Raw genomic sequence first — 3,388 nt, 5'->3', positions numbered from 1 at the left:
AGGATGTGAGAGTGCGATCGCTTTTTGGGGTGTGGGGGATGCGATCGCTTTTTGGGATGTGGGAGTGCGATCACTGTTTGGGGATGTGAGGGGCGATAGCGAAGCGCTCCGTAAGAATTGCTTTTTGGGGATGTGGGAGGTGCGATCGCTTTTTGGGGTGTGGGAGGGCGATCGCTTTTGGGGATGTGGGGGTGCGATCGCTTTTTGGGGTGTGAGAGGGCGATCGCTTTTTGGGGATGTGGGGGGCGATCGCTGTTTTGGGATGTGGGAAGTGCGATCGCTTTTAGGGACGTGGGAGGTGCGATCGCTTTTTAGAATGAGAAGGGAAGGGGCGATCTCTGGTTGATTTTTTGTTGGGGGCGATTCAACTTAAAATCACTAATATTGACTCATAAGGATTACTACCTAGCAAATAGATTTGTTTCTTATACTTGGTGATTAGAGCTACGAGAATATCACGATTACAATTTCCAATTCTTAGCCAGACAAGCTTCGGCGGATGTCCATAAAGCAAACTCCGTTGATAAAAATCCGAATCCTTAGAAACTATTGTAAATCCATTATTCTGGGCATATTCCCAAATATCCTCATCAGAAAATCCCTTCAACCCACAATCACGAACGTGCATACTCTCTGGGAAATCTACAGATAATATGCGAGGTAATTTTGGAGACAAATTCTCATCAAACAGCAACTTCATAGGGAACCACTGTTAAACGGCGATCGCGATCAGCAGCAAACGCAAAACAAGCCTGTATATCTGCAAGTGTTAAATCAGGGAAATCATCTAATACTTCTTCAACACTCATTCCACCACCGAGATAGTCAAACACATCTGATACAGCAATGCGTGTGTTAACTATACATGGCTTACCACTACGAATATTTGGGCTGATGCATATGCGATGGTGATAGTTTTTCATGATCAAGATTTACACATAACTTACTTTTATCATAACAGCACTCTTACAAGAATTTACAGATGATCGATGGGCTATCGCTGTTGGGGATGTAGAGGTGCGATCGCTTTTTGGGATGTGGGGGCGATAGCGAAGCGCTGACTTGTCAGTTCGCTTTTTAGGGTGTGGGAGGGCGATCACTTTTGGGGATGTGAGGAGCGATCGCTTTTTGGGGATGTGAGGAGCGATCGCTTTTGGGAATGTGGAGGGGCGATCGCTTTTTGGGATGTGGGTGCGATCGCTTTTTGGGGATGTGGGAGGAGCGATCGCTTTTGGGAGTGTGAGAGGCGATCGCTTTTTGGAGATGTGGGAGAGCGATCACTTTTGGGATGTGGAGGTGCGATCGCTGTTTGGGGATGTGGAGGAGTGCGATCGCTTTTGGGGTGTGGGAGGGCGATCACTTTTGGGGTGTGGGAGGGCGATCGCTTTTCGGGGATGTGAGGGGCGATCGCTTTTGGGGATGTGGGGGATGCGGGGGATGCGATCGTTGGTTTTAGAAATTGGTGCGATCGCGCTAAAATGATTGCAGTAGTATCTTGCAAGGTAGCCAACTATATGCCATTAAAAGAACTCTTAAACGAAGCTAAAAATTTAGACATTCAGGAGCAAATCCAACTAGCTACACAATTATTGCAATGGGTAGAAATAAAGATTAATCAAAAGCCTCAAGACTCCTCATCCAAACAGCTACGCCAAGCAGGACTTGGTTTAGGATCTTGCATATTTACTGATGATTTTGACGATCCATTACCTGATGAATTTTGGCTAGGAGAATCATGAAATTGTTGCTTGATACTCATGCTTTCATGTGGTGGCATAGCGATCCAGAGTGTATTCCTAAAAGCACAATACACTTACTTCAAGATCCTGATAATGAAGTAATTATTAGCGTTGTCAGTCTATGGGAAATGCAAATCAAAATTCAGTTAGGCAAACTTGCTCTCAGAGACGAGCTAGAACTTATGCTAAAGATTCAGCAGGAGCGAAATAATATCAGTTTAATATCTGTAACACTTCCTCATGTTTTGGAATTAAAAACTTTACCACTGCACCATAAAGATCCCTTTGATAGAATGCTTATAACTCAATCCAAAGTTGAAAATGCAACATTAGTTAGCCGTGACTCCGTTTTTAAAAGTTACGAATGCTCTGTGATTTGGTAATTATCATCTTGTGAGATTAGCGATCGCTGTTTGATTTGAGGTGAGTTGCGATCAGTGATTTGTGGAATGAGAGAGCGATCGCTGTTTGGGATGTGAGGGTGCGATCGCTGTTTGGGATGTGGGAAGTGCGATCGCTCTTTGGGTAAGTGGGAAGGGCGATCGCTTTTTGGAGATGTGGGGGGCGATCGCTGTTTAGGGGATGTGGAGAGGTGCGATCGCTTTTGGGGATGTGGAGAGGTGCGATCGCTATTTGGGGAATATTGGGAGTGCGATCGCTGTTTGGGAGGATGTGGGGTGCGATCGCTGTTTTGGGAATCTGGGAGGGCGATCGCTTTTTGGGGAATTTGGAGGGCGATCGCTTTTTGGGGATGTGAGGGCGATCGCTGTTAAAATTAAAGAGGTTTGAGAAGGCATAAATCTATGACTATTGCAGCAGTTAAACCCACAACTATCGCAGAATTTTTGCAATTGCCAGAAACAGAACCTGCTTCTGAATTTATTCATGGACAAATCACACAGAAACCAATGCCTCAAGGGGAACATAGCCAACTTCAGATCGATTTATGCGAAACTATTAATCAAATTACTAAACCTCAAAAAATTGCCAAAGCTTTTCCAGAACTACGCTGTGTTTTTGGTGGGTTAGCGATCGTTCCAGATATAGCTATATTTCGTTGGGAGCGAATCCCTCGATTGTCGTCAGGACGGATTGCTAATCGTTTTGAAATCCATCCAGATTGGGCTATTGAAATTCTCTCTCCCGATCAAAGGTATAAACAAGTCCTAGCAAAATTACTACACTGTGCTGAGTATGGTACTGAGTTGGGCTGGTTGCTTGATCCTGAAGATGAGAGTATTTTAGTAGTAGACAGCGATCGCCGAGTTAGGGAACTTAAAAATAGCGATCACTTACCAGTTCTTACAGGGGTTGAATTAGATATAACCGTTCAAGAAATATTTAGCTGGTTAATTTTTTGAGAGGATCGCTTTTTGGGATGGATGTGGGGATGTGGAGTGCGATAGCGCAAGCGCTGACTTGTCAGTTCGCTTTTTGGGTGTGGGAGGGCGATCGCTTTTTGGGAATGTGGGAGGGCGATCGCTTTTGGGGTGTGGGAGGGCGATCGCTTTTGGGGATGTGAGAGTGCGATCGCTTTTTGGGTGTGGGAGGGCGATCGCTTTTTGGGAATGTGGGAGGGCGATCGCTTTTTGGGATGTGGGAGGGCGATCGCTTTTTGGGGTATGGAGGGCGATCGCTTTTTGGGGTAT

General features: G+C 45.5%; 9 protein-coding genes. 5 read left to right on the top strand and 4 right to left on the bottom strand.

The features are described from left to right. The coding region (locus VB711_RS19460) for a hypothetical protein (protein ID WP_323287897.1) at positions 1–346 on the top strand (346 nt) is incomplete at its 5' end. An 18-nt stretch (positions 347–364) separates the two neighbouring features. On the opposite strand, the gene VB711_RS19455 is transcribed toward VB711_RS19460, so the two are convergent. From VB711_RS19455 to VB711_RS19445, 3 genes are all read right to left on the bottom strand, one after another. Beyond that, the gene (locus VB711_RS19455) at positions 365–700 is read right to left on the bottom strand and encodes a DUF5615 family PIN-like protein (protein WP_323287896.1); all 336 of its coding nucleotides are present in this window, start codon (positions 698–700) and stop codon (positions 365–367) included. Continuing rightward, positions 684–923, bottom strand: a complete 240-nt coding sequence (locus VB711_RS19450; protein WP_323287895.1) for a DUF433 domain-containing protein — start codon at positions 921–923, stop codon at positions 684–686. Before VB711_RS19450 ends, VB711_RS19455 begins: the two co-directional genes overlap by 17 nt. A 173-nt stretch (positions 924–1,096) precedes the next feature. Then, positions 1,097–1,501 carry a hypothetical protein gene (locus tag VB711_RS19445; protein ID WP_323287894.1) on the bottom strand — a complete coding sequence of 135 codons (405 nt, stop codon included), beginning with the start codon at positions 1,499–1,501 and terminating at the stop codon, positions 1,097–1,099. A gap of 13 nt (positions 1,502–1,514) precedes the next feature. Between VB711_RS19445 and VB711_RS19440 the strand changes: the two genes are divergently transcribed. From VB711_RS19440 to VB711_RS19425, 4 genes are all read left to right on the top strand, one after another. After that, a complete protein-coding gene (locus VB711_RS19440; RefSeq protein ID WP_323287893.1) occupies positions 1,515–1,739 on the top strand; it encodes a DUF2281 domain-containing protein in 225 nt (74 codons plus the stop codon). Continuing rightward, positions 1,736–2,122 (top strand): type II toxin-antitoxin system VapC family toxin, encoded by a 387-nt coding sequence (locus tag VB711_RS19435; RefSeq protein WP_323287892.1) that lies wholly within the window; start codon positions 1,736–1,738, stop codon positions 2,120–2,122. The genes VB711_RS19440 and VB711_RS19435 overlap by 4 nt, the downstream gene beginning before the upstream one ends. 138 nt (positions 2,123–2,260) lie before the next feature. After that, entirely contained in the window at positions 2,261–2,512 is a 252-nt protein-coding gene (locus tag VB711_RS19430; protein ID WP_323287891.1) for a hypothetical protein, read from the top strand. A 30-nt stretch (positions 2,513–2,542) separates the two neighbouring features. Then, positions 2,543–3,100, top strand: coding sequence for a Uma2 family endonuclease (locus VB711_RS19425; RefSeq protein WP_323287890.1), 558 nt, complete (start codon positions 2,543–2,545; stop codon positions 3,098–3,100). Here the strand turns inward: VB711_RS19425 and VB711_RS19420 are convergent. Then, the coding region (locus VB711_RS19420) for a hypothetical protein (RefSeq protein ID WP_323287889.1) at positions 3,070–3,388 on the bottom strand (319 nt) is incomplete at its 5' end. The genes VB711_RS19425 and VB711_RS19420 overlap by 31 nt on opposite strands.

This window comes from Cronbergia sp. UHCC 0137, from assembly GCF_034932285.1.
Lineage (GTDB): Bacteria > Cyanobacteriota > Cyanobacteriia > Cyanobacteriales > Nostocaceae > Cronbergia.
Note: the sequence above shows the minus strand (reverse complement) of the source record. Positions and strands in the feature narration are given on the sequence as shown.